General features: G+C 42.4%; 21 protein-coding genes, 3 tRNA genes and 1 riboswitch. All 24 genes read left to right on the top strand.

Annotated features, from left to right (window positions below; translation table 11 throughout):
* The first annotated feature begins 122 nt into the window (after positions 1–122).
* A complete protein-coding gene (locus BM294_RS09455; RefSeq protein WP_091207387.1) occupies positions 123–1,154 on the top strand; it encodes an SPFH domain-containing protein in 1,032 nt (343 codons plus the stop codon).
* A gap of 35 nt (positions 1,155–1,189) precedes the next feature.
* Positions 1,190–2,287 carry an FtsH protease activity modulator HflK gene (gene hflK / locus BM294_RS09450; RefSeq protein ID WP_242944498.1) on the top strand — a complete coding sequence of 366 codons (1,098 nt, stop codon included), beginning with the start codon at positions 1,190–1,192 and terminating at the stop codon, positions 2,285–2,287.
* Positions 2,284–3,174: a protease modulator HflC gene (gene hflC / locus BM294_RS09445; protein WP_091207385.1), complete on the top strand. Its 891-nt coding sequence runs from the start codon at positions 2,284–2,286 to the stop codon at positions 3,172–3,174. Before hflK ends, hflC begins: the two co-directional genes overlap by 4 nt.
* Positions 3,175–3,243: 69 nt before the next feature.
* Positions 3,244–5,226 carry an ATP-dependent helicase gene (locus tag BM294_RS09440; RefSeq protein ID WP_091207383.1) on the top strand — a complete coding sequence of 661 codons (1,983 nt, stop codon included), beginning with the start codon at positions 3,244–3,246 and terminating at the stop codon, positions 5,224–5,226.
* Between the two features lie 27 nt (positions 5,227–5,253).
* Positions 5,254–5,928, top strand: a complete 675-nt coding sequence (locus BM294_RS09435) for a response regulator transcription factor (protein WP_091207381.1) — start codon at positions 5,254–5,256, stop codon at positions 5,926–5,928.
* 74 nt (positions 5,929–6,002) lie between these two features.
* Positions 6,003–7,565 carry a sensor histidine kinase gene (locus tag BM294_RS09430; RefSeq protein ID WP_175494620.1) on the top strand — a complete coding sequence of 521 codons (1,563 nt, stop codon included), beginning with the start codon at positions 6,003–6,005 and terminating at the stop codon, positions 7,563–7,565.
* Positions 7,566–7,696: 131 nt separating this feature from the next.
* Positions 7,697–7,927 (top strand): hypothetical protein, encoded by a 231-nt coding sequence (locus BM294_RS09425; protein ID WP_242944497.1) that lies wholly within the window; start codon positions 7,697–7,699, stop codon positions 7,925–7,927.
* Positions 7,928–7,930: 3 nt separating this feature from the next.
* Complete coding sequence (locus BM294_RS09420; RefSeq protein WP_091207379.1) at positions 7,931–9,535, top strand: zinc-binding metallopeptidase family protein; 1,605 nt, start codon at positions 7,931–7,933, stop codon at positions 9,533–9,535.
* A gap of 291 nt (positions 9,536–9,826) precedes the next feature.
* Complete coding sequence (locus BM294_RS09415; RefSeq protein WP_091207377.1) at positions 9,827–10,603, top strand: hypothetical protein; 777 nt, start codon at positions 9,827–9,829, stop codon at positions 10,601–10,603.
* Between the two features lie 195 nt (positions 10,604–10,798).
* Positions 10,799–11,983, top strand: a complete 1,185-nt coding sequence (locus tag BM294_RS09410; protein ID WP_330389850.1) for an MFS transporter — start codon at positions 10,799–10,801, stop codon at positions 11,981–11,983.
* Positions 11,984–12,077: 94 nt separating this feature from the next.
* The gene (locus BM294_RS09405; protein ID WP_091207366.1) at positions 12,078–12,419 is read left to right on the top strand and encodes a cupin domain-containing protein; all 342 of its coding nucleotides are present in this window, start codon (positions 12,078–12,080) and stop codon (positions 12,417–12,419) included.
* 233 nt (positions 12,420–12,652) lie between these two features.
* Positions 12,653–13,762 (top strand): TRAP transporter substrate-binding protein, encoded by a 1,110-nt coding sequence (locus tag BM294_RS09400; RefSeq protein WP_091207364.1) that lies wholly within the window; start codon positions 12,653–12,655, stop codon positions 13,760–13,762.
* A gap of 68 nt (positions 13,763–13,830) precedes the next feature.
* Positions 13,831–14,364, top strand: a complete 534-nt coding sequence (locus tag BM294_RS09395; RefSeq protein WP_091207362.1) for a TRAP transporter small permease — start codon at positions 13,831–13,833, stop codon at positions 14,362–14,364.
* The gene (locus BM294_RS09390; RefSeq protein WP_091207360.1) at positions 14,364–15,665 is read left to right on the top strand and encodes a TRAP transporter large permease; all 1,302 of its coding nucleotides are present in this window, start codon (positions 14,364–14,366) and stop codon (positions 15,663–15,665) included. Before BM294_RS09395 ends, BM294_RS09390 begins: the two co-directional genes overlap by 1 nt.
* Before the next feature lie 163 nt (positions 15,666–15,828).
* A complete protein-coding gene (locus tag BM294_RS09385) occupies positions 15,829–16,305 on the top strand; it encodes a YcxB family protein (RefSeq protein WP_139225869.1) in 477 nt (158 codons plus the stop codon).
* A 47-nt stretch (positions 16,306–16,352) separates the two neighbouring features.
* Positions 16,353–16,467: riboswitch (FMN riboswitch) on the top strand.
* Between the two features lie 102 nt (positions 16,468–16,569).
* Positions 16,570–17,196, top strand: coding sequence for an ECF transporter S component (locus tag BM294_RS09380; RefSeq protein ID WP_091207356.1), 627 nt, complete (start codon positions 16,570–16,572; stop codon positions 17,194–17,196).
* Between the two features lie 245 nt (positions 17,197–17,441).
* Positions 17,442–18,242, top strand: coding sequence for a creatininase family protein (locus tag BM294_RS09375; protein ID WP_091207354.1), 801 nt, complete (start codon positions 17,442–17,444; stop codon positions 18,240–18,242).
* A 234-nt stretch (positions 18,243–18,476) separates the two neighbouring features.
* Positions 18,477–19,565: a GGDEF domain-containing protein gene (locus BM294_RS09370; protein ID WP_091207351.1), complete on the top strand. Its 1,089-nt coding sequence runs from the start codon at positions 18,477–18,479 to the stop codon at positions 19,563–19,565.
* Positions 19,566–19,915: 350 nt separating this feature from the next.
* The gene (locus tag BM294_RS09365; protein WP_091207432.1) at positions 19,916–20,353 is read left to right on the top strand and encodes an Hsp20/alpha crystallin family protein; all 438 of its coding nucleotides are present in this window, start codon (positions 19,916–19,918) and stop codon (positions 20,351–20,353) included.
* Positions 20,354–20,573: 220 nt separating this feature from the next.
* A tRNA-Pro gene (locus tag BM294_RS09360) sits at positions 20,574–20,648 on the top strand.
* A gap of 225 nt (positions 20,649–20,873) precedes the next feature.
* Positions 20,874–20,948, top strand: a tRNA-Pro gene (locus BM294_RS09355).
* Between the two features lie 20 nt (positions 20,949–20,968).
* Positions 20,969–21,043: transfer RNA gene (locus tag BM294_RS09350), tRNA-Pro, on the top strand.
* Between the two features lie 248 nt (positions 21,044–21,291).
* A complete protein-coding gene (locus tag BM294_RS09345; RefSeq protein ID WP_091207348.1) occupies positions 21,292–22,446 on the top strand; it encodes an exonuclease SbcCD subunit D in 1,155 nt (384 codons plus the stop codon).
* 3 nt (positions 22,447–22,449) lie between these two features.
* Positions 22,450–25,644 carry an AAA family ATPase gene (locus BM294_RS09340; RefSeq protein ID WP_091207345.1) on the top strand — a complete coding sequence of 1,065 codons (3,195 nt, stop codon included), beginning with the start codon at positions 22,450–22,452 and terminating at the stop codon, positions 25,642–25,644.
* Positions 25,645–25,692: the final 48 nt, after the last annotated feature.

Raw genomic sequence — 25,692 nt, 5'->3', positions numbered from 1 at the left:
CATCATTCAAGCCCACTTATGAATATGAACATACATCTGATGACCCGGACTCACTGCCGGATAACGGCGAGCGAAAATATTTTTTAGTTCTTCACCAAGAAGGACAGACGGGAGAGTATAGTATGGGATTTATTTTTTCATTACCTTTACTGGTCATTGTGATTTTTGTACTTAGCGGTTGCATCAAAGTGGTTCCACAAGGGTATGCCGTTAATGTTGAGCGCCTCGGAAAGTATCATGATACTTGGCAAGCGGGTCTTCACTTCAAGATGCCGATCATTGACAGAGTTTTCAGAAAGATCTCACTTAAAGAGCAGGTTTGTGACTTTGATCCGCAGCCTGTTATCACAAAGGATAATGTTACCATTTCCATTGATTCTGTAGTTTACATGACTGTTTTCGATCCCAAAGCTTATCAGTACGGAATCGAAAATGCCATGAGCGGTCTTGCCAATCTCACAGCCACAAACCTTCGTTCAATCGTAGGTGAGATGGAACTTGATATGACACTTTCAGGCAGAGACATCATCAACAGCAAGATGCAGATGGCTCTTGACACCGCAACAGATCCATGGGGCATCAAGGTTACACGAGTTGAGGTAAAGAACATTCAGCCGCCTCGTGAGATCGAGGAAGTCATGACAAAACAGATGAGAGCAGAGCGTGAGAGACGTGAGACTGTCCTTCAGGCAGAGGCTCATCAGGAGTCTATCGTTAAGAGAGCAGAAGGTGACAAGCGCGCAAAGGTTCTTGCTGCGGAAGCTGAGAGAGATGCCCAGATTGCCATCGCCCAAGGTAAAGCCGAGTCTGTTAAGCTTGTTTACAAGGCAGAGGCAGAAGGTCTTGAAATGCTTAAGTCTGCAAATGTAAATGAAACCGTTCTCAAGCTTCGCGGTCTTGAGGCCCTTAAGACTGTGGCTGACGGCCGTGCTACAAAGATATTCCTTCCTACAGATCTTTCAGCAACCGTTTCATCTCTCGGAGCAGTAACAGAGGCTCTGGGAATCGGTGATTATACGGAGATAGATAAGTCCCCTAAGGAGAAAAAGTCAAGACCTGTTGATCCTTGTCTCAATGAAAGAAGCACTTCAACAACTCTTGAAACAGCCGGAAAGTCCAATGAAATTGCGGATGATATAGAGCACAGAGGCTAAAAACGCTGATACTAACTATGAGAGGGAAAGAGTTTATGAAAAACTTCACAAATGGCGGAACCGGCAACGGTCCGGGAATGCCGCATATCGATATGCCTGATCCGAAAAAAGCAAAGGAAAGCTTCGGAAAACTGCTGAAAGTCTTTGTACTTATAGTAATTGTATTTTTGGCTTTCAGCTTTGTTACATCCGGTCTATACAGAGTATCGGAACAGGAACAGGCGGTAGTTACCAGATTCGGAAAGGTTCAGGATGTTAAAACCGCCGGAATGTACTTCAAGATTCCGTTTGTTGATACTGTCCACAAGGTACGCACAACAACCTATGGTATTCCTATCGGTTACAGGGTATACGACGAAGATGCCGGAGAAAACGGAAGAGCAGAATCAGTCAGTGAACAGTCTCTGATGATCACCTCGGACTTTAACTTTGTTAACACGGATTTCTATATTGAGTACCGCGTATCTGACCCGGTAAGCTACCTTTACAATTCAAGCAATCCGAAGTCAATACTCGAAAATCTTGCTCAGGCAGCAATACGTACCATCGTTTCCAACTACAACGTTGACGATGTCATGACGACAAGCAAAAACAAAGTCCAGTCAGACGTTCGTGATTCTCTTGTAAATGCTCTTACACAGGCAAACATCGGTCTTGAGGTTGTAAATGTTTCCATTCAGGACGTTGAACCGCCAAATCAGGAAGTAATGTCTGCTTTCAAGGCGGTTGAAAACGCAAAGCAGGGATCAGAGACATCCATAAACAATGCCAACAAGTACAAATCAGAGCAGCTTCCTGCAGCCGAAGCCAATGCCGACAAGATCGAAAAGCAGGCAGAGGCAAAGAAAGAAGCGAGAATCGCCGAGGCTGAAGGTCAGGTTGCCAGATTTAATGCCATGTACGAGCAGTACAAGCTTAATCCGCTTATCACCAAACAGCGCCTTTTCTATGAGACAATGGAAGATGTACTTCCTGATCTCAAGGTCATCATCGATGACGGCGGCACCCAGACAATGCTTCCTCTTGAGAGTTTCACAGGTTCATCAACAGGCAATACACAGACTGCTACATCTTACAGTGTCAAACCTGATACTGTAACAGAGGATGAAACTGAGGAGGAGAGTGCACCATGAAGAAATCATTTAACATAATAAGAGTGATTGCAGTGATTATCCTTCTTGGACTTTTATTCCTGTCAAATTCCTCTTTTTACACAGTTGCTCCCAACGAGTACGGTGTTGTAACACACCTTGGAAGAATCACCAGAGTCAGCACTGAAGCAGGTCTTTATGCAAAGGTTCCTTTCCTTGAGACTGTCCGATACATTCCAAAGGACCTCCAGATATATGACATCCAGCCGTCTGATGTTATCACAAAGGACAAAAAATCCATGATTGCGGATGACTTCATTCTCTGGAAAGTCACAGATCCGGTAAAGTTCACCCAGACTCTCAATGCTTCCACCAGAGCCGCTGAAGATCGTGTCGGCGTTGCAGTTTACAATGCCACAAAGAACACTATTTCATCAATGTCTCAGGACGAAGTCATTGCTGCAAGAGGCGAGCAGCTCACAAAGCTCATAACAGAAGATTCCAATTCTGACATCGGTGGATATGGAATCACTATCACCGAGGCCAAGATAAAGGCTCTTGACCTTCCTGATGACAACAAGGAAGCTGTTTACGAAAGAATGATCTCTGAGCGTCAGAACATCGCAGCCTCATATAAAGCTCAGGGTGACAGCCAGGCTCAGAAGATAAGAAATGACACCAATCGTCAGGTAACCATCATGGAAGCTGAAGCCAAAAAGAAGGCAGCCATCATTGAAGCCGAGGGTGAAGCAGAGTATATGAAGACTCTGTCAGAAGCCTACAACTCTACTGAAAAGGCAGATTTCTATAACTATATCCGATCACTTGATGCCCTTAAGACATCATTGAGCGGCAGAGGAGATAAGACTATAATTCTTGATAAGGATTCAGAACTTGCAAAGATACTGTACGGAGCAGGTCTGAACTGACACTCACGTCATTATATGGTCTAAATTCAGACAATATGCAACTTGAAAAGCTCATGGTACACTTGTGCCATGAGCTTTTCTAATGAACAAATACAGGCAATAGAACATGTGAACGGCCCGGCTATGGTACTTGCCGGACCCGGATCAGGAAAAACAACAGTAATAACACACCGGATTCTGCACCTTTTAGATACAGGCATTCCATCGGAAGATATACTGGTTATAACATTCACAAAGGACGCAGCTCAGGAAATGGAAACCAGATTCAACCGTCTGGTCAGAGAAAAAAGGTATTCCTGTACAGGATATGTAAATAAACATGAACCCCATACAATTCTTGATCAAAATAACAAAACATCTGACATCTCTCATAAACCTTCATCCATCACTGATCTGTCCTTACAGACCCCCGGAGATATCTCAGGGCATCAGGTCACTTTCGGAACATTTCATTCGATCTTTTTCTTTATACTGCGTCTCCGATACCATCTTTCTTTCAAAAACATCATCACCGACAAAGATAAAATACTGATTCTCAAAGATCTTGTGGCCAAAGAGCGTATCGACAGCTCCTATGACTCGGATTTCTTCAGACTTCTGCTGTCTGAAATATCAAAATACAAATCCATGATCGCATCCTGTGACAGCTCCGATTCTGCGAATGGCAGCAAACCTTTCATATCCAAGCTTATTGATACTGAGAAATTCCACCGCATCATAAGCAATTATAAAGCAGAGCTACAGGCACAACGGTTACTTGATTTTGATGATATGCTGCTTCTTTGTCATGAGCTTTTCCTCAAGGAACCATCAGAACTCCGGCTCTGGCAAAACAGATTTCGTTACATACTTGTGGATGAATTTCAGGATATCAGTCCGATTCAATACAGTATAGTGAGAATGCTTGCAGCACCGCAAAACAATTTATTCATTGTAGGTGATGATGACCAGTCCATATACCGGTTCAGAGGTGCGGAACCCTCCATTATGCTTGGCTTCGAAAAGGATTATCCCGATTCCAAAAGGATACTTCTTGGTAATAACTATCGTTCCAAAAAAGAGATAGTAAGCTTCGCTGTAAATATCATAAATCACAACAATATGCGGTTCAAAAAGAAAGTTACAGCTGTAAACGGTAACGGCGGAAGCATTTACTGCCATAGGGCCACCGATCCTAAAAAAGAATATGAATATGTCATCCACAATATAAAGAAATCTCTGAAGTCCGGTATACCTCCTGAAGAGATTGCGGTACTTTTCAGAACTGAAATGCTATCGCAGCGAATCGCAAGAAAACTTACACTTCTCCGGATTCCGTTTTCATTAAAAAACAAGATCAAAAATATGTACGAATGCGGAACCGCTCTGGATCTGATTTCCTACATCAGACTTGCCATGGGTATGGGAACACGGGCGGATTTCCTCAGAATCATGAATAAACCCCTTCGGTATATATCAAGAAAAGCACTGGATAACAGAATACCTGATTTTAATAAGCTGAAAGCCTACTACAGGGAATCACCGGAAATCCTGCATAGCATTGATGTTTTACTTAAAAACCTTCAAACGCTCAGGCAACTGCCTACTGTGGCCGCCATCATCTACATCAGAAAGAAGATCGGATATGAGGAGCATCTTGAAGCAAAAGCCCGGGAGACTCATCAGAATCTTTCCGATATACATGCTATAATGGATGAAATCGAAGAATCTGCGAAGGCTTTCCCTGATAAGAAAAAGTGGCTTGAATTCGTTGACAGCTATGGAGAAGAACTGAAAAAAATGAAACCGGAAAAAGATAAAGGAATCCGGCTTATGACATTCCACTCCAGCAAGGGGCTTGAATTTGACATTGTCCACCTCATAGATGTGAACGAAGGAATAGTTCCATCTTCCAAAGCCGTGACAAAAGACGATATCGAAGAGGAGCGCAGAGCCTTCTATGTGGCTCTTACAAGAGCACGTAAGGAATTTCACATTTACTTCACAGATAAAAGATATAGTAAGAATTGCAGCCCCAGCAGGTTTATTCAGGAGGGGATTCAAAAGAACTGATACGTCTAAAAAAGAACAGAGGCATATATGGATCGTTTAAAAGTACTTGTAGTTGATGATGAAGACAGAATGAGAAAGCTTATTTCTGACTTTCTTAAAATAAAGGATTATGATGTTCTCGAAGCTGCGGATGGCGAAGAGGCCATCGACAAATTCTTCTCGGATAAAGACATTGCCCTCATAATCCTTGATGTCATGATGCCCAGGATGAACGGATGGGACGTACTGAAAACCGTCCGTGAGCATAGTAAGGTTCCTGTGATAATGCTTACAGCACGTTCTGAAGAACAGGATGAACTGAAGGGCTTTGAGTACGGAGCGGATGAATACATTTCCAAGCCGTTTTCACCAAAGATTCTGGTGGCAAGAGTCGAAGCAATCCTTCGCCGTTCAGGTGTCAATCAGGACGATGTCATAAACATCGGTGGCATAGAACTGGATAAATCTGCCCATTCCGTAAAGATAGACGGGGCAGAAGTTGAACTTAGCTTCAAGGAGTACGAGCTTCTGCTTTATTTCATTGAGAACAAGGGAATCGCACTTTCCCGTGAAAAAATCCTCAACAATGTCTGGAACTATGACTATTTCGGTGATGCCCGAACCATCGACACACATGTAAAGAAACTTAGGGCAAAAATGGGTGAAAAGGGCGACTACATTAAGACCGTTTGGGGCATGGGCTATAAATTTGAAGCTGTCTGACGACAACCCTTACAAACAGAACGGATCTTCCGTTTACATAAAGAGACATTGCTATATATGCGGAAAAAGATTTTATGAAAAGAATCCCTTTGATCAAAAAAAGTATAAAGTGGAGATACACGTGTATCTTCATCTGCCTTATCGCACTGGTGCTTACCACTGTACTGCTGGCGAATACGTTTCTGTTGGAGCGTTACTATACCAGAGAGAAGATAACCACCCTTGAGCACGCTTACGAAACATTAAACAATATGATAAAGCTGTCAGCTGACACCGAAGCAGGGGCATCAAAACTTTTTCCTTCCAACTATGACACTTCGAATCCTGACACGGAAACTCCGGCCACAACCTATCTGAAACAGCTGTCCGAGACCTACAATGTCAATGTCATCGTCATGGACACAAAGACTGACACTATATTCTCCACCTTCGGTGATCTGAATTTTCAGTCCCGTAAGCTTAATCAGTATATCTTCGGAAACCGGAATTATACTACCAGACAGATGGTCAGATCTTTTGATAATTACACCATTGAGAAAAACGTAGATGACATTTCGAAAAACACATATCTTGAAAGCTGGGGATATTTTTCCGATAACACAACCTGCTTCATCATGTCGATGCCGGTGTCAAGTGTCAAGGAATCCGTCAGCTTCTTTAACAGATTCCTGCTTTTCATAGGAGTTTTTGCAATGCTTGGAGGCTCTGTCATCGTTTACTTCATGAGCCGTGAGATCACAAAACCTATAAACCAGCTTGCACGTCTCAGTGAAAAGATTTCCGCTCAGGACTTTTCTGCAAGGTATAACGGTGATTCGCTTGACGAAATCGGTGTCCTCGGAAACTCCATGAACACACTTTCAGAGAGACTTCAAAAGTCCATTGCCGACCTGAAGACCGCCAACAACGAGCTTCAGTCCGATATCGAAAACAAGACACGATATGCGGAACGTCAGAAAGAGTTTGTGGCCAATGTCTCACACGAACTTAAAACTCCTATCGCTCTTATACAAGGCTATGCGGAAGGGCTCAATGAAGGGCTTGCCGACGATCCTGAATCCAGAGCCTACTACTGTGGAGTCATCGTGGATGAGGCCCAGAGGATGAATAAGCTGGTTCATGCACTGATGAATCTTAGCTCCATTGAACAGGGTAAGGATCTTCCTGATTTCGCACTTTTTGATATTTCCAAGGTTGTGAATGGGGTCATCAGTAAATCAGACATTCTCATAAAGCAGCAGGATGCTCATGTGGAAGTCGATATACCGGAAGGCACAATGGTATGGGCTGATGAGTTCAAGGTAGAGCAGATAATCACCAATTATCTCAATAACGCTCTTCACCATCTTGAGGCTCCAAACAATATAAGTATATTCTCCGAGAGAGAACCGGATGGAATCATTTCCATCCACGTATCAAATACCGGAAAACCAATTCCTGAAGAGGATCTTGAGAAGATATGGGAGAAATTCTTCAAAGTGGATAAGGCACACACCAGAAGCTACGGCGGCAGTGGTCTCGGTCTAAGCATAGTCAAGGCCATCGTAAGCGCTCATCATCAGAAGTGCGGAGCGAAGAATACAAGAACCGGCGTTGACTTCTGGTTCACCCTTGAGCGGGAAGAGAAGAAGCGGTAACTGTCTGTAAACCGCTCTGTATAAACCGGGATAGGGCTATTTTTCACTTCCTAAAACTGTTGTTTTGGCGTACTATAGTGAAGATAAATTTTGATGACATTGATAACTGTCATCTTTTTTCGGAGGTAATCATGTTAAATCCAGCAGATATGTTCAAAGTTGCAGGAGTATTCAAAAAGTTTCAGAGCAATCATCCTAAGGTTATGTCATTTATCAGTCATGAACTGTCCACCAGCATTCCGGTTGGTTCTGTCATCGAGATGACTGTCACAAAACCCGGCGAACAGCCTGTAACAACAAATCTGAGAGTACTTCAGGATGACATTGAACTTATTGAAACCATCAAGGGTCTGCACCAGTAAGCTATGAATCTTTCCAATCTACTTAAAGACCCCTTTGACATCATCCTGCTTTTGATATATGTAACCGGCGTGCTCACCATAGTATACAGTGCCATGCAGCTGCTCCACGGTTATCTGTATAAAGAGAAACAGTACATCTGCTCCGGAATCATGGCATTGCTGCTTTCCGTGCTGATGCTTATGCCCAGACTCGTGTACCAGCATATTCGAACAGACGGTTCCGACTACAAAAAGTATGTGAAATCTTCATTGCAGGCCATTGAAAATGTTTATAAAGATCATAGCGGAAACGAAGCCGAAAATGAAAAGACCCAGCTTGATGCTCTGTCCGGAAGACTTGCAGGATACGGATATGATGTGAATGTAAAGTCATTTGTCGAAACAACAGACATCAATTCCGGCAAACAGGTCATAAAAACCGAAGATGACACGCATGAGGAAACATCTGATGAATCGCACCAGGATAACCATGATACAGATCCGAGGTGTTCTGATCAGGAAAACAAAGATTCATTGCAGACTGTCAGATATCTCAGTGCAGTGAAAAAAGCCTCTGTTTCCGGCGATTCTTCTGACATCATTCTTATATCAACGGCACTTCCGTGTGATTCTTCCCGGGATGGATTTTCCGAAGGAGCAGGAGATATAGCAGTGCTTGAATCATTGGCGCAGAAGCTATCCGCCTTAGACGCTGATTTTGAAATCCGGTTTATGATTTCGAAAGACGGAAGAGAAGGACAGGATGCCGCATACAGATATATAGAATCATTATCTGAAGAAGAGAAAGCTCGTATCGCCTGTGACATTTCTTTTGATATGAAAGCATTAAGCGACTACACAGGATTTGAGATTTATACAGCAAACGGAATCAACAATCCTGTTGCATCCTCTCTTTCTGCTTCTCTTAAGAAGATGACAGGACAGAAAACTTCAACAGATCAGGATAAGCATAACTGCTCGGCAGCTTTTCATATAAACGGGATCCCATCTGCATATCTCAGGCAGGCAACTGTCGAAAAGGCGGGTTCCGCAAAATCCATAGAAGACATAAGTCAGGATGAAGTTGCAGATGCTTCGGCAGTGATAGGTGATATCATACTCGGCATAGCAAAGAGAAAGAACGCATTGTTGTCGGAACTCGGTTCTTCAGACAAAACCGTAATTTGTTCGGGTTCATTTCGTAAAGGAAAGGATGTGTTCTCATCCGATAATGTATCTTTATCCAATTCTTCATCAGAATTTAGGCGTATATGCGAAAACTTTGCTGTAAGTCTTACCGAAACAGGTGATACAGACGGAAATGGCCGTAAACTCTATTCAGGGCATCTATATATACTTAATTTTGATTCACCGGTTTCGGTACTTTTCCATTTTAGAGGCGATGGCCTTTCAAAAGTAACCATCGATTCAAAAGATACGGGAAAGTCAAAAGAAGAAATGCAGCAGATACTCAGCAATCTCTTCGGGGAAGCAGAAGAGTCTGACGGAACATATTTCTGGAAAGATACTGATGGTTCCGCAATATATCAGTTATCCCAGGCCGACAGTTCGGAAGCCCTTCGTGACATGACTTCCGGAGGATACAGTCTATGCATTGTTCCGGGATAAATACTTAATAAAACGCTGATTAAAGCGTTTCCCCAGTCGGATTCCTGATGCAAGGCATCAATTCCCTTTAAAAACACGTGTCCAGACGCCCGAGGCGCTAAGGAAACACTAAGTTAATCAGTACTTCATTAAAAACACGATTCATGTAATCCATGAATCGTGTTTTTTACATCCTTAAATCGTAGAACAAATGTAAAATATCAAAGTAAAAAATAAAGATATAATGTAAGTAACAATATGACACATCACGATATTTCAGTCAGTAATGATTGCTATGATAAAGGAAAAACCATGAAGAAATCTATCACAAAACTTTCTGCGATTTTGATGATGAGCAGTTTTATAACTATGGGTTCAGCCGGCACAGCATTGGCCGACAATGTTGTAACGATTTCATCATTACCTGGAACAACTCAGCTATCATCCTCAACAACAGCTACTACATCACAATCAACCGTTTTAAACAACAATACAAATTATGTCACTGCCTCTACAGTCACATCAGGTACAGGTACCTCCTCTTCTCAAAATACAGGTACCAGAGTCTCTCAGACTCAGGTGCCTACTATCACAGCTGCTTCAGCTGCAACAGATGAGATAAGTTCGGTTCAGTCGGTCTCATCATATTCAGCTGTATCTGCATCATCAGAAAGCAGCAGAAACTATGTTTCAACACCGGTTATAAATGCAGTTTCAAGCTTAGATGATGCTGTAACAGCTACTCAGAACACTGTATCATCACAAGATACCTCAGCTTCATATTCATCCTGGGAAACATCTGCGAAAAGTGCAGCTACTTCCACAACACCCGTCATAAATGCAGTAAGCAAGTTGGATGAAGAAGGAAACCCCGGCATCAGTTCAACCTTGAATTATGAAAGCAACTCAAACTATAAAAGTACTGACACCTCCGGATCAGCTCTCTCAGGTACATCTTCAACTTCTGTGATTCAAGCCGTAGGAAGCGCAGATGATGAAAATGCTCAGGACAGGGCAGAATCCGAAGTCGGCTTCTGTGTTCTCCTTGGTTCAGCTCCTACAGGAACAATGAAGGATATCACCGGTTAAATCATAATTCCTGCCCCACATGATAACTCATCATGTATGAAAACGGTTTCATAATGTGTTATGATAATTCAAGGGTCAAAAGTACCGGATCACGTTCCTGAACGATGATTTCAGCTTTATGATCCGAATCATACGTAACCGGAATAGCTTTTACATTAACGTATGATGTAGAATGCATCTGCCGGATGGGGAGGGATACTTATTAAAAACGATATTATCAGGAGAAAAGAGTTTATATTTTGCTATGCGATATTTATCGCAAATGGAATGCTGGCGCTTTCCATAGGATCGTTACTTCCGTTCTTGAGAGACACCTATAGTCTTGACTATGCCTTTTGTGGTCTTATAGTAAGTCTTCATTCGGTAGGAAATCTACTGGCCGGTTTTATTTCAGGAACGCTTCCTTTGTTGATTGGAAAAAAGAAAAGCATACTGCTGTTTGAGAGCTTTTTCCCGATTTCCGTGCTGCTGATGCTGTCAGGCAGCAGACCTCTTTTAGTATTTGCATTTCTGGCTACAGGCCTGGCAAGAGGTGCAACCAGCAATTATTGCAATGTGAAGATCAATTCTATAGCAACAGGTATGGCCTGGGCTCTAAACTGCCTTCATGCATGCTTTGCCGTGGGAGCTTTTTTATTTCCTCTTATACTCATGCTTTTTACCGGAACAAACAGTGAACACTGGATTTATGCATGCTGGTTTCTTGCGATACTTGGAGTGATAACCTGTATTCTTTATTATCTTATCCCTGAGGATGAAGGACAAAAAGATAATAAATCCGAAGTTGGCACACAAAGAGAAGATGCCTTCGGATTTTTCAGGGAGCCGCTGTTTTACATTTGTACTTCAACACTGTTTTTCTACTTATGTGCCGAATCGGGAGTCATCGGATGGATGATAACCTATTTCAAGGACACGGGTCTTCTGAATCCTAATCTGTCTCAGATAACCGCCAGCATCCTTTGGGTCATGATACTTGCCGGAAGACTTATGGTGGCCTGGCTGTCAACAAACCATAAAAAGGAAAATCTCCTTCCTGTCATGGGTATCGGCATAGTTGTTTTCTTTCTTGTTCTTATCACTTCCAAAACAACATCACCCATCATTATCGGAATCATGGGATTTGGATTTTCTATGGCGGGAATTTACGCCACCACGGTTTCGTTTGCGGGTGAGCTCATTAAGAAATACAGTTTGGCCTGGAGTTTTATACTGACAACAGCCAGCTTCGGATCAATAATCATGCCAGCCATAGTAGGTATGGTTGCAAAGAATTTCGGCATATCAGTAGGATTAAGCACCATAGCTGTTGCGCTCTTTATAGATATGATATGTATCATGAAACTTGTGATGTTTGTCAGGAAAACATCCCGTGATTGATGCATATGGATCATTCCGCATTCTACAAATCAGAGGTGAAATACCCTCTGATTTTTTGTAAACTGAATTTATCAAAATATTTATGGAGGCATATATGAAAAATACCAAAAATGCAATTTGGACATTTAACAGTGACATTGACTTTGAGGAATGCGGCAAAGGAGTAAAGCGAAAGATCTTAAGTTATACCGATGAGATGATGGTGGTTGAAAATCATTTCGAAAAAGGCGGTATAGGTGCCATGCATTCCCATCCGCATACCCAGATCACATATATCGTCAGTGGAAAATTCGAGTTCACCATAGGTGATGAGAAAAAAATCGTAAGTGCAGGAGATACACTTTTAAAGAAGAATGGGATAGAGCATGGTTGTGTATGCATTGAGGAAGGCATCCTTCTTGACTGCTTTAATCCTATGAGAGATGAATTTGTATGATATGCATCATCAGTAAGCTGCAAATACTTTTGGTGTTCACATCGTTTGTGTAATATCACGACTGTAAGTGTTTTCAAATTTGAGGTTATATTGCAAGGTAACCAATCTTCGCTTTACTTTCCGGGTGATAGTTATTATAATCAAATCATATGTTAATTGTGAAAAGGATATTATGTTCCGGAATCCGAAATGCATAATGACGGAACTTATCCTTTAATTTTAAGGAGGTAGAGATGAAGAGAAAAGTTTTATCAACACTTTTATGTGCAACTATGGTTGTTTCCATGGCTGCATGTGGCGGAAAGACAACTACTGACGGGGGCAACACTTCAGCAGCACCTGCTGCAACCGAAAAGGCTGCAGAAAGTAAAGCAGAGACTACTGCAGAGACTACTGCAGAGACAGCTGCCAAAGCTTCAGAGGATGCCATAGTCCTTACTTATGCCGAGGTAAACCCTCTTGATACCATAGTTGGTATGACAGGACAGAAGTTCAAGGAAGAAGTTGAGAGTCGTTCCAACGGAAGCATCATCATTGATATTCAGGCAAGCGGCGTACTTGGTACTGAGAATGAAGTTCTTGACGGAATGCTTGGCGGTACCGGAACAGTAGATATTTCCAGAATCTCAGCATTTGCACTTACAAGCTATGGCGGAGAAAAGTCAAAGCTTCTTTCACTTCCTTACACATTTGTAAGCAGAGATCACTTCTGGAAGTTTGCAGAGTCAGATCTCGCAAGAGAATTCCTTGATGAGCCATCACAGAACGGAACAAATCTTATAGGTCTTTTCTACGGCGAAGAAGGTTTCCGTCATTTCTTCACCAAGGATCCTGTTTCAGGCATTGATGATTTCAAGGGCAAGAAGATCCGTGTATCCAACGACCCTGTAATGGTAGGTCTTGTATCCGGTCTTGGTGCCAATGCTACTGAGGTTGCATTTACAGAGCTTTATTCAGCACTTCAGACAGGTGTATGTGATGGAGCTGAACAGCCTATCGCAAACTACAAGTCTAATGCTTTTGATGAGGTTGCTCCTAATCTGATCCTTGACGGACATACACTTGGTGCAATCCAGGTTGTTATCTCTGAGGACGCATGGAACAAGCTTACAGAAGAGCAGCAGAATATCCTTATGGAGGCCGGTAAGGCTGCAGGCGAGTACAACAAGTCAATCTCAGAGCAGAAGGAGAACGAGGTTCTTGATGCACTTAGAGCAAGCGGAGTAAATGTTGTGGATGTTGACGATAAGACTCCATGGCAGGAAGCTACAAAGCAGGTCATCGCCGACAATATCAAGGGACAGGAAGATCTTTATCAGAAGATTCTTGATCTTGCCAAGTAAGTTAAAAAAACATTGGGGGCACAGATTCTTAGCTGTGCCCCTTTTTAAAAGTCTTAAGGAGGAAAGAAATGGAAAGCTTTTTCAGAACAGTGGATAAAGCAAAACCCATCTATGACGCCGTATATAAGTTCGTTCTTGTTTTGTGCAAGATTCTGCTTATAGGAGACATCGTTCTTGTCAGTTTTGCAGTCCTGGCACGTTATCTTGATTTCATACCTCATCAGGCATGGGTTGAGGAGGTTGTACTCACACTTATGTCCTATATGGCAGTTCTGTCCGCATCACTTGCAATCAGGAGTAAAGCGCATATAAGGATGACTGCATTTGACAGATACCTGCCTGAAAGTGTGATCATATTTTTGGATATTCTTGCAGATGTATTTGTTCTTATTTTGGCAGTGATAATGATGGTTGTAGGCTGGCAGTACGCCTCTACCGTTGGAAGTAAGGGAACATTCATCAGTATCACTTGGCTTTCAAGGGCATGGTACTATTATCCGATTCCTATAGCAGGAGTCGCGATGTTTATCTTTGAACTGGAGTCCATCTACGGACATTTCAGAAAAATCTTCATCAAAGATGAGAAGAAGGAGGTCCGGTAATGGTTATTAACAGCTCCGCAATTGCGGTTCTTCTCGTGACATTTGCAATTATGATCTTTCTGCGTTTCCACGTTGCATACGCAGTAGCATTGGCATCCATTGCATGCCTCATGTATCAGGGGTTGCCACTTTCCACTATATCCCAGCAGATGGTCAAAGGTATCAGATCATTTTCTCTTATGGCAGTACCTTTCTTCATCACCATGGGTGTTCTGATGGGAACCGGTGGAATATCAGAAAAACTGATAGATCTTGCCGATGCCTGTGTAGGATGGATGACCGGTGGTATGGCGATGGTTAATATCGTTGCATCTTACTTCTTCGGAGGTATTTCCGGATCTGCATCTGCCGATACTGCATCTTTGGGAAGCATTCTCATCCCTATGATGGTTGATCAGGGATATGATGATGACTTTTCCACCGCTGTCACCATCACATCTTCATGTGAAGGACTTCTGGTTCCTCCGAGTCATAATATGGTCATTTATGCCATGAGTGCAGGCGGAATCTCCGTAGGAAGCCTTTTCCTTGCAGGATACGTTCCCGGTGCTATACTTGCGATTTCCCTTATGATCGGTTCCTATATCATTTCCAAGAAAAGAAACTATCCAAAGGGTGCTAAGTTTTCCTTTAAGAATCTGGGCAATCAGCTTGTTAAATCCATTTGGGCTCTTGCCGCTGTCATCATCGTAGTAGTAGGTGTAGTAGGAGGATGGTTTACCGCAACAGAATCAGCAGCGATCGCCGTTATATACAGTCTTATAGTCAGTGTATATATCTACAAGGGGCTTACATGGAAGGGTGTATGGCAGGCTCTTGAAAAATGTGTTGATACTTTGGCCATAGTTCTCATACTTATTTCAACATCCAGTATATTCGGCTATTGCCTTACCACACTGCATGTTCCTGAGATAGCAGCCAATGCCGTTGTAGGCGTTACAGACAACCCTGTCATCATCGCACTTTTACTGAATCTGATACTTCTTATACTCGGATGTATCATGGATATGGCACCTATCATTCTGATAGCTACACCAATCCTTCTCCCTATCGCAAAAACCATAGGTATCGATCCGGTACAGTTTGGAATAATGATGGTACTGAACTGTGGTATAGGACTTCTTACACCTCCGGTAGGTGCAGTACTTTTCATAGGTTCTGCTGTCGGAAAAGTAAAGATGGAGAGAGTTGTAAAGGCAACACTTCCATTCTACCTTTGCATGATAATAGCACTTTTGCTTATTACTTTTATTCCTGCAATCTCTTTGGGAGTTCCAAGAATGTTCGGATATGCCGGATAATGTGACAGAAGTGTCTGGCAGCACACGGCGCACGAACGCATGGATCAGCGCCAGTCAGTGCGTGAATACTTTTGCCACTGACATCATAACTTGAGTTTACGGGAACATAAGGGATAATGAATCTATCCCCGATGTTCCCTTTTTTATTGAAACGGAGGACAGTTTGAAATACCGGTTTAATATGGAACTGAATGTTTCCGAATTATTCTATATAACCATGTCCAGAACCTACAGATCCCTGGCGGGAACAGTAAACATTATTTTCACTGCAGCTATGCTGATACTTGCGTTCAGATTCTGGGCTTCAGCAAATGTTTTTGTAAAGGCACTGATCATATTCGGATGCCTGCTGTTTCCCGTCATTCACCCTATTGCAATATACGGTCAGAGCATCAAACAGAAAGAAAACATGCCAAAGGGTGTGGTACTTGGTTTTGATGACAGCGGAATGTATGTTGAACAGGGTGATCAACATGAAAATATTCCATGGAACAGGATACCGAAAGTTATAAAACAGAAAAACATGGTGATAGTCATGTCTGATAAACTTCACGGGTACATGCTGTCCGATCGAATTTTAGGCGATAAGAAAGAAGAGTTCTATAATTACGCACTTAAAAAAACCATTTCCCAAATTTAGATTGACAGCAATGCTTCGCCGTGTTAGTCTGTATTCAGAAAATGAAATAAGTTCTTCGGGGCAGGGTGTGATTCCCTACCGGCGGTATAGTCCGCGAGCCTTTGTGCATGATCCGGTGTGATTCCGGTACCGACAGTATAGTCTGGATGAGAGAAGAAAACGTGATATACGCTATGATTATCTCAGTACCCGAATAGGTACTGAGATTTTTTTATCTCAAAGAACTTGTTTCCTCATATCTTTTGATTTAAGGAGGACATCATCATGTCAAATAAGTTCAACATTCAGAAACTGGTTTACACAGGACTTCTTGCTGCTCTTGCAGGAGTACTCATGTCACTTGAGTTCAGCATTCCGTTCTTCCCCCCGTTTTATAAGATTGATTTCAGTGATATGCCAAGCGTCATCGCACTTTTCACTCTTGGTCCGTTACCTGCTCTTTTCGTTGAGATTTCAAAGCTTCTCATCAAGCTTTTCACGGTAGGAACAAACAGCATGTACGTTGGTGAGGTTTCCAACCTTCTCGGCGCTTTAGTCTTCATTATCCCGATGTGGTTGATGTACAAGAAGTCCGACAAGTCAGTCAAGAGCATTGTCATCTTACTCTTTGTAAATGTCATCATCCGTACAGCATGGATGTGCTTCTGCAATGCTTTCATCACACTTCCGATGTATGCTGCCGCTATGGGTCTCAGTGTTGACGATGTAGTTGTTATGGTTTCTTCAGTCAATCCGTTCATCAAGAACCTTCCTACATTTATCATCCTTGCGACCATCCCGTTCAACCTTATCAAGCTTGGTTTGGTTTACACACTTTCATACGTTCTTTACAACAGATTAAAGGTTGCTGTGCCGGGGTTTCGCACCATGAACAATACAGCCCGCGCATAAGTTTCATAAGTATATTTTGCAAGATATAATGCCGAAGTTTTTTGCACACAAAAGTGTACGTGCTGCTGCGCAGTATCAGAACAGATTTACGTACTTGAGATTTCCGTGACAGTTTAATCAGGATAGGTTAAGTTTTGGCGAATGTTTCCTTCACGGAAGCATTCGCTTTTTTGTATAAAACCTGCTTAAACATGAATCTTTAATTAAGTAAGATAAACTCTACATAACAGTAACAGGAGACGAACATGATTCAAAACTACAGAGATTTAACAAGAAAAGAAATGGAAGCCATAGATAAGGACAATACCATAGTCCTTATACCACTGGGAGCCATCGAGCAGCATGGTTCACAGGCACCTGTCGGAACAGATTCCATGATAGCAGAAGCCATGCCGGAATATGTGAAGGAAGAGCTTGAAAAGCTTGACCCTGATTTCCCGATGCTTATATTTCCTGTGATTCCGGTAGGACTCTCTATTGAACATATGAACTTTGCAGGATCTGTTTCATTTAAACCCGACACCTACTACCATATGCTTTACGACATTGCCGAGTCCATACATCATCATGGCTTTAAAAAGCTTGCATTCCTCATCTGTCATGGAGGCAACCGGCCGATGGCCGACATTCTTTCAAGACAGCTTCGCCACGATTTCGGAATATTTACCTTTGTGCTTTCATCAGGTGCATTTCTGGATCCTGTAGTTCAGGCCACCATAAGCCCTGACAATCATTGGGATTTCCACGGCGGCGAAATGGAAACCTCAATGGTTATGGCTATACATCCGGAAACCGTTAAACTCGAGCTTTCGGAAACAGGCTACAAGGACGGCGGATACAAGGGTAAGAAAATACTGAATTTCTCCGGAGACGCTGCCATAAACTGGATGGGAGAGGATCTGAGAACCGGAGAAGGAAAGCCTATAGGAATCGGAGGGGACCCGAAGGGGGCTACTGCCGAAAAGGGCAAAATCATTTTCAGACGTTCCGCAGAAAAACTTTCAGCTGCTCTCATTGAAATCAGAGACTGGGACATTAATGCCTAAAAAATGTTAAAGATATAATCAAAATCGCCGATATATAATTTATAAGTATAGATATATACTTATATTGTGATTTAGCGTTATCACTGAAATCAGGAATCCTTCCCGATTCCTGTGTACTATTCAAAGCTGTCCGGTTCCTTCGATTAAAAAATCCAGGACAGCAGCTGAATATCGTTATATTGACTGTTAGTGCCTGCTCTATGCAGGCACATTGATTAAGCTTTACAAAGAACTATGGGTAAATTTAAAGCTATTATAGATGAAGTATTCAGTCGTCCGGACAATGAGATAAGAGACAGAGCCGAAAACGAAAACCTTCAGATCATGCACCTTGTCTCATTGCTGTTTGCAATCTCCGAAGTGTTTGCAATTTGTCTCTTCTTCCTGTTGGGTAACGGACACTACATGAAATCCTTCAGCGTCAGACAGGCCATTATCGGATTTTCGATAAACCTCATATACCACATTTGTTCCAAGGCCATAAACTATAAGGTTGATAAGAGTCTGACCAAGAAAATCTATCAGGGGGCATATTTTATCAGCCTGATCATATGGAGCCTGAATATCTCATACTATCACTACACTATAGGCGAACAGATAACCATCATGTATATGATTCTCGTCGGAATCACATGCTTTGTAACACTGGCACCAAGATTTTCCATCCCGCTTATTTCAATTCCTGTCATCATTCTTTATATCCTGATGTACAGATATGACGGCGCAAGAGGAATGATAGCAGTGAATTATTTTTCATTTGGCATCATGTTCATGGCAGGATCTTTCATCAGATATAAGCTGAAGATCCGTTCACTCAACCAAATGCGGGAACTCGAACGTATAAACATTGCCCTAGACCGCGAAGCCCGGGAGGATCCCATCACAGGTCTTCGAAACAGACTGTGCCTCAGCAATGACTATGATAACTATCACGGGCACAGGCTGTGCGTGATAATGATAGATATCGATTACTTCAAGAGGTACAACGATACTTACGGGCACCAGATCGGAGACCTGGTGTTGAAGGATATCGCCAATGCCACAATCGAAGCATTCTCAAAAGAATCGAGTTATCGGTACGGCGGAGATGAGCTTATGGTTGTGGTTAAAGACCCGACCGAAAAGTACATCAACCAGAAGTTGAAGCAGTGGCTTGATCTTTTGAGCAACATCTCCATAGAAGGTGTACCGCATACTCTTACCTGCAGTTACGGCTATGCCATGTGCGAAGTCTATAGTACGGATGACTTTTTAAAATTGCAGAAGCTTGCGGATGAAATGTTGTATGAGAACAAGAAGAACCGTCCCAAATGGGATGAATGACCCCGCACTATAAGTATCACTCAGTGAAAACTGACTTTATCAGCAGTTTTTCACTGAGTTTTTCTTTTTTCAGTGTGGTTTAAGTTTATGGATGTATGTTTTACCTATCTCCACTTTGTGAAGGCACATCGTGGAGAAAAACTTATGACACATATATCATTTTTAAGATTACACAACAGATGAAAGCTCTGTCTCACAATATCGGGACAGGGCTTTTATTCTGTTTATAGAATATTTATAATTTTGTTAGCACTCACTGTTGACAAGTGCTAACAATAAGACTATAACATAGTTGTACATAAGAAAAGGGGTTCGAAAGAACCTTAAGATATAAAGGAGGAATTGATATGTTGTATATGCCTGGTGTTTTTGGTGAGAACTTAATGGATGACCTTTTTGGTGATTTTGATTATGGCTGGAATTCAAAACCTGTACAGAACAAGCAGTCTGCAAATCTGATGAGAACCGATATCAAGGAAAATGACAAGGCTTATGAGATGGCAGTCGAACTTCCGGGGTACAAGAAAGAAGATGTTAAGTTAGAGCTTAATGATGGATATCTGAAGATCAGTGCCACACACAATGATAACAAAGAGGAGAAGGATAAAGAGGGCAGAATAATCCGTCGTGAACGTTACAGCGGTTCAATGCAGAGAAGTTTCTATGTAGGAGATGACTTTACTCCACAGGATATCGAGGCAAAGTTTGAAGACGGTATCCTGAAGATTGATCTTCCCAAGAAGGAAGTCAAGCAGATCGAAGCTCCAAAATATATCGAGATAAAGTAAACCAGTCAGCAAGCGGAATAATTCAGCCGGAGGATATGATACAAACCGGAGAGCGTCCCTATTAAGACGAGACATTCTCCGGTTCCAATCAAAACCCATGTCCCGACAGAACTGTTACCTTTACACCTCACTTACAAAAATAAATTAAAAATGTTGTTGACAACTGCATCTACTTTTTGTAATATACATGAGTCGCTTGAAGCGAGCGGCTCATATGAATCGGGGTGTGGCTCAGTTTGGCTAGAGCACCTGGTTTGGGACCAGGGGGTCGCAGGTTCGAATCCTGTCACCCCGATGATGTTAATAGAATGGGAATCCTTGTTTTCAAGGCTTCCCATTTTTTCTTTATAAGTTTAGTGGTGCCAGATGATGCCAGACTTTTTATAGTCTGTTATATACATTACGCATTTCCATCGTATGTATTCACTTGCATTCTATGTATACAAAAAATACTATTGACTTTTCCTGCAGATCAGCAGTATAATATACAAGCTTTTTCAAATACTGATTTGAGGAAACACGGGGTGTGGCTCAGTTTGGCTAGAGCACCTGGTTTGGGACCAGGGGGTCGCAGGTTCGAATCCTGTCACCCCGATTTATATTTTCATATTGTTTCGGGGTGTAGCTCAGTTTGGTTAGAGCGCTTGGTTAGGGACCAAGAGGTCGCAAGTTCGAATCCTGTCACTCCGACGATTGTTGAGAGGTTTGGTTCTTCCAGACCTCTTTTTCTTTGTTTTTCCCAAACATTGTTATCTTATCTTTCCATGCACTATATACTTTATAGAAATCATTAAGACACTTATGCCGGCAAAGTTTCCATAGCTATAATTTCAAATATACGTTCTCGAATATGGTATACTATCTTGTAGAATTCAAACGAATATGTAATCCCTGCCGGATCAATTCGATGAATCAAACATTTCCCACGGAGGAACAGCATGACTATCTATCACTTATCCGACCTTCATCTGGGTCTCAAACTCATAAATCACGATCTCATGGAAGATCAGCGATACATTCTCGAAAAAGTCATCACATACGCAAAAGAAGATAAACCGGATGCCATTCTGATAGCCGGAGACATTTACGACAAGGCTATACCGCCTATAGAAGCAGTGGAACTGTTTGATGATTTCATACTTAAACTCATTGAGGCAACTCCCGATTCAGAGATAATGCTTATAAGCGGCAACCACGACAGTGCTCCCAGAGTAAATGTCTTCAGAAACATTCTGAAGCGCCAGAAGATCCGCATGATAGGAACTCCGCCTTCAAAACCTGATGATCACATCGAAAAGGTAACTCTTAAAGATTCCTTTGGACCTGTCAACTTCTACCTTCTTCCTTTCGTGAAGCCATCCATGATAAATGACATCATAGGCTATGATAAAAACGGAAATAATTTTTCCTATGACGAATCTATCCATAAGCTCCTTAACCGTGAGGAAATCAATGAAGAGGAACGCAATATTCTGGTAAGCCATCAGTTCTACCTTCCCAAGGGCAAGACTCCTGATGAGATCGAACGTATGGACTCAGAGATGAGGTCAGTAGGAAACATTGATCAGGTCAATGCTGACGTCCTTGACAGATTCGACTATGCCGCACTTGGACACATTCACAAACCCATGAAGGTTGGCAGCGAGTTTTACCGTTACTGCGGAACACCTCTTGCATGCTCAGTTTCAGAAGCAGGGCAGGAGAAGGGGATCATCAAGGTCACTATGGAACAAAAGGGGCATATCTCGACTGAGGTTCTTCCTCTCAAGCCCATGAGACAGGTTCGCGTTATCAAAGGCATTCTTTCTGAGGTTCTTTCACAAAGCTGTGATGATTATGTAACCGTGATTCTTGAAGATAAGGTGGATATGGATGTTTTTGACATCCAGGACAGACTTCGCAATGCTTTCCCTTATCTTCTGGAGATCCGTCGTGAGACACTGAGAAAAGCAGATTACAAACTGGACTTTAAACCCGAACGTGCTCTTGACCCGTTTGAACTTTGTAATTCATTTCTGAAAGATCTTGACGATGATGAACAGGAGATACTCAAAGATGTGATTAATTCAATAAACGGAAATCAGGAGATATAAATTTTGAAACCTATAACATTGACCATGCAGGCCTTCGGGTCCTATGGAAAGAAAACTCTCATAGATTTTAGAAAAACAAAACAAAATCTCTTTCTTGTCACCGGAGACACCGGTGCCGGAAAGACTACTATTTTTGATGCCATCGTATTTGCTCTTTACGGAGAAGCAAGCTCCGGAAGCAACCGTAAGGACGGAGCAGAACTTCAGAGTCAGTATGTGGATTTCGATGTTGAACCCTTCGTTGAGCTTGTCTTTTCCGAAGCGGAAGGCGGCGAAGATCAACTCTACACAGTTCGCCGTATCCCGAGACACCTTCGTCCCGCAAAGCGAAAAGGTGCAAAGGATCAATTCATAAGCGAATCTCTGTCACTCATCATGCCTGACGGATCTGAGTACCCTCAGAAAGAAGCCGATGCAAAGCTTCAGGATATAGTGGGGCTCACCAAGAACCAGTTCATGCAGGTTGCCATGATTGCTCAGGGTGAATTCATGGAACTTCTCAGGGCAAAGTCCGATGACAAAAAGATAATATTCCGAAAACTCTTTGGAACAGGTCTTTTCCAGAAACTTGTGGAAGAGCTCGGCAATCGCAGAAAAGAAAAGCTTGAGAATATCGCAAGGATCAGAACCGCATGCCAGACAGAAGCAGGTCATGTCAAAGTTCCCGGTTATTTTGAAAATAGAGAAGAGCTGTCAGATTTACAGCAGCGCATCATAGGCTCGGATCGTATGAATGTTGCCGATATGGAAAACTTTCTTAATCTGCTGAAGAATCTGACTTTACAGATATCCGGAAAACAGCAGGAAGAACAGGAAGTTTACGACCTTCTGACTGCTGACAGGGATAAAAAAATAAAAGCTCTTACCGAGGGACAGACCATCGCTATATCCTTTAAACAGCTTGAAGATGCCGGGAATAGTTTAAAGGAATGTGAGTCTTCAAAACAAATCATCGAAAACTCACTGAAACTTATCTCGGATATAAATAAAGCATACGACATAAAAGCAGGATTTATCCGTTTCAGGGATCAACAGATTCTCGTGGCAGATACTGAACAAAAACTGAAAGAACAGGAAGAAAGATTACCCGCCCTTTCTGAAGCAGAACAAAAAAAGGCGGCAATAGAATCCGAAATGCAGAAGGTAGCAGTATCAGAAACCGGAAGCTATGCCAAGGTTCACGACAGAGTCAATAAATCCCTCGAGCTATTCAGTAAGATCAAAAAGGCTGAGTCTGATTTAAAAGAAGCCACACTTAAGCTCTCGGAATATGAGAAAAAATCCCTTGCGGCTTCAGAAACACTTAAGGTCTATGAGCAAAAAGAAGCCGAATGGCGAAAGCTGGAAGAGCAGCTTTCCGATACTCCGGAAAAAACAGCTGTATGGAACGCAAAGAACAAAGAGCTGACAGATCTTGGTACGGAATACGCTTCCGCAAAGGATTCATATGCCGCAGTAAAGAATCAGGAAAAGCTTTTCGCAAAGGCAAAAGACAACTACATTAATGCAAAGGAAAAGTACAATCAGCATAATGCTGACTATATTGCAAAGCAGAACAGTTTTCTGGATGCCCAGGCCGGATTCATCGCAAGGGAAAAGCTGAAGCCGGGACTTCCCTGTCCTGTCTGCGGTTCTTTGGATCACCCTTCACCCTGCCATCTGTCCGATGAACACAAAGAGCTTACTCGAGAACTGATTGATGATCTTTCAAAAGAAAATGACAGATTGAGAAATGCTTACGAGCAGGCAGCCGCAGCAGCCAAAACTGCAGATGGACTTCTGACTGAGAAGAAACAGCGTTCGGATGATGACCTTCAGAAACTACTCCAAAAGATCAGAGCGCTTCTTCCGGAACTTCCTGATGATACAGACATCAAAGCTGCCATGACAAAGCTAAACGAATGGAAAACAGCATTCACCAAAGAAGGGTATGAATTAAAGGAAAAAGATATTGCTCTAAAAAACGTAAAATCACAGCTTAAAGATGTAGATATAAAGAAACCCGAACTCAAAAAACAGGCAGAGCTTGCTCTTGAGCAGCTTTCACAACAGAAGAGTTCCCTTGCCGGTGTAAAACAGGCATTGGAGAGCCTTGTTTGCCAGAAGGATTATGAATCTGCAGATGCCGCAGAATCAGCTTTAAAGGAGGCTAAACAAAAGAAAGATAATGCTGAAAAAGCTCTGAATGATGCTAAGACCGAAGCACAAAAAGCCAAAGCCGAAAAAGAAGGTTCTGCAGCACTCATTACAAGGTACAGTAAGGAACTCCCTTCACAAAAAGATGAACTGAATATACGAAAAGAAAAGTACGAATCCCTTCTTTCCGTAAATAAGCTTTCTGAAGACGAATGGAAGAGCATCACTGAATCTCATCCTCAGGAGGAAGTCGCAGTGCTTCAGCAGAAGATAGATTCCTACAATCATAAAAAGACTTCAGCAGAAGCCGCCATCAGTACAGCGAGGGCCGCAATAGGAGATAAAGAAAAGCCTGATCTCGAAGCACTGACTCAGCAGGTAAATGAAGCAGAAAGCAAATGGAAAACTTCACAGGAAGTGCTGAACACACTTAAAGATGAATTCAACGCCAACAAGAGTGCATACGATGCATTGAATCCCAAAATGGAAGAACGTGCCGATGTGATGACTGAATTCAACAGAATAGACAGCCTCTACAACCGTCTGGCCGGAAAGGTCAGCGGAGCCAGAATGGACATAGAGACTTTCGTTCAGAGATATTATCTTCAGAGGATCCTATATGCTGCAAATCTCAGATTCAGCGATATGTCGGCAGGACAGTTCGAACTCAGAATGGTAGAGGATGAACAGGCCGGTGAGGGAAAAAACAGAGGTCTCGATCTCATGGTTTATTCCACAGTCACAGGCAAGGTTCGCGAAGTCAGAACCCTTTCCGGAGGTGAATCCTTTATGGCTGCACTTTCACTGGCTCTCGGAATGGCAGACCAGATACAGGAAACCTCGGCAGCCATCAACCTCGATGTAATGTTCATCGATGAAGGCTTCGGATCTCTGGACGACCATTCAAGAGATCAGGCCATAAAGGTGCTCCAGCAAATGGCAAGCGGCTCCAAACTTATCGGAATCATTTCCCATGTGACAGAGCTCAAGCAGGAGATAGAAGATCAGCTGATAGTCACAAAGAAAGAGGACGGAAGCCATGTGACGTGGCAGATAAGCTGATTTTAACCGATATAGACCATTACATTACATGAAGAAAATGCAGGTATG

The organism is Oribacterium sp. WCC10, from assembly GCF_900113415.1.
In the GTDB taxonomy this organism is placed as follows: domain Bacteria; phylum Bacillota; class Clostridia; order Lachnospirales; family Lachnospiraceae; genus Oribacterium.
Note: the sequence above shows the minus strand (reverse complement) of the source record. Positions and strands in the feature narration are given on the sequence as shown.

Excerpts from the sequence above, each read along its gene's own strand:
- BM294_RS09345 (WP_091207348.1), top strand. The coding sequence starts at position 21,292 with ATGACTATCTATCACTTATCCGACCTTCATCTGGGTCTCAAACTCATA.
- BM294_RS09375 (WP_091207354.1), top strand. The coding sequence starts at position 17,442 with ATGATTCAAAACTACAGAGATTTAACAAGAAAAGAAATGGAAGCCATA.
- BM294_RS09405 (WP_091207366.1), top strand. The coding sequence starts at position 12,078 with ATGAAAAATACCAAAAATGCAATTTGGACATTTAACAGTGACATTGAC.
- BM294_RS09400 (WP_091207364.1), top strand. The coding sequence starts at position 12,653 with ATGAAGAGAAAAGTTTTATCAACACTTTTATGTGCAACTATGGTTGTT.
- BM294_RS09455 (WP_091207387.1), top strand. The coding sequence starts at position 123 with ATGGGATTTATTTTTTCATTACCTTTACTGGTCATTGTGATTTTTGTA.
- hflC (WP_091207385.1), top strand. The coding sequence starts at position 2,284 with ATGAAGAAATCATTTAACATAATAAGAGTGATTGCAGTGATTATCCTT.
- BM294_RS09380 (WP_091207356.1), top strand. The coding sequence starts at position 16,570 with ATGTCAAATAAGTTCAACATTCAGAAACTGGTTTACACAGGACTTCTT.
- BM294_RS09395 (WP_091207362.1), top strand. The coding sequence starts at position 13,831 with ATGGAAAGCTTTTTCAGAACAGTGGATAAAGCAAAACCCATCTATGAC.
- BM294_RS09435 (WP_091207381.1), top strand. The coding sequence starts at position 5,254 with ATGGATCGTTTAAAAGTACTTGTAGTTGATGATGAAGACAGAATGAGA.
- BM294_RS09430 (WP_175494620.1), top strand. The coding sequence starts at position 6,003 with ATGAAAAGAATCCCTTTGATCAAAAAAAGTATAAAGTGGAGATACACG.
- BM294_RS09420 (WP_091207379.1), top strand. The coding sequence starts at position 7,931 with ATGAATCTTTCCAATCTACTTAAAGACCCCTTTGACATCATCCTGCTT.
- BM294_RS09390 (WP_091207360.1), top strand. The coding sequence starts at position 14,364 with ATGGTTATTAACAGCTCCGCAATTGCGGTTCTTCTCGTGACATTTGCA.
- BM294_RS09415 (WP_091207377.1), top strand. The coding sequence starts at position 9,827 with ATGAAGAAATCTATCACAAAACTTTCTGCGATTTTGATGATGAGCAGT.
- BM294_RS09425 (WP_242944497.1), top strand. The coding sequence starts at position 7,697 with ATGTTAAATCCAGCAGATATGTTCAAAGTTGCAGGAGTATTCAAAAAG.
- BM294_RS09370 (WP_091207351.1), top strand. The coding sequence starts at position 18,477 with ATGGGTAAATTTAAAGCTATTATAGATGAAGTATTCAGTCGTCCGGAC.
- BM294_RS09440 (WP_091207383.1), top strand. The coding sequence starts at position 3,244 with ATGAGCTTTTCTAATGAACAAATACAGGCAATAGAACATGTGAACGGC.
- hflK (WP_242944498.1), top strand. The coding sequence starts at position 1,190 with ATGAAAAACTTCACAAATGGCGGAACCGGCAACGGTCCGGGAATGCCG.